At 53.0% G+C, this 723-nt stretch carries 1 rRNA gene (only partly in view); it reads right to left on the reverse strand.

Going from position 1 to position 723, the window contains the following annotated elements:
• Positions 1–723: ribosomal RNA gene (locus LFYK43_RS11980) — 23S ribosomal RNA — on the reverse strand (its annotated part continues 128 nt past the right edge of the window); the annotation flags it as partial.

Here is a 723-nt window from a genome sequence, read left to right on the forward strand (position 1 = left end):
TGGAATTTCACCGCTACCCACACCTCATCCCAGCATTTTTCAACATACACGGGTTCGGTCCTCCGGTGCGTTTTACCGCCCTTTCAACCTGGACATGGGTAGGTCACTTGGTTTCGGGTCTACGTCAACGTACTCATTCGCCCTCTTCAGACTCGCTTTCGCTCCGGCTCCGGCCTTTCCGCCTTAACCTCGCACGTTAACGTAACTCGCCGGTTCATTCTACAAAAGGCACGCCATCACCCCTTAACGGGCTCTGACTATTTGTAGGCACATGGTTTCAGGAACTGTTTCACTCCCCTCCCGGGGTACTTTTCACCTTTCCCTCACGGTACTGGTCCACTATCGGTCACTAGGTAGTATTTAGCCTTGGGAGATGGTCCTCCCGGATTCCGACGGAGTTTCACGTGTTCCGCCGTACTCAGGATCCCGAACTGAGGAAAAACTGTTTCGCCTACGGGGCTATCACCCGCTCTGGCCGGCTTTCCCAAGCCGTTTGGCTACAGTTCTTCTTGGTAACTCAGATGTTCGGTCCTACAACCCCAGGAAGCAAGCTTCCTGGTTTGGGCTGTTCCCCGTTCGCTCGCCGCTACTGAGGGAATCGAAATTTCTTTATTTTCCTGCAGGTACTTAGATGTTTCAGTTCCCTGCGTCTGTCTTCCACTGGCCTATGTATTCAGCCAGCGATAATGACTCATCACAGTCATTGGGTTGCCCCATTCGGAG

The sequence above is a fragment of the Ligilactobacillus salitolerans genome, from assembly GCF_003864415.1.
Classification (GTDB): Bacteria; Bacillota; Bacilli; order Lactobacillales; family Lactobacillaceae; genus Ligilactobacillus; species Ligilactobacillus salitolerans.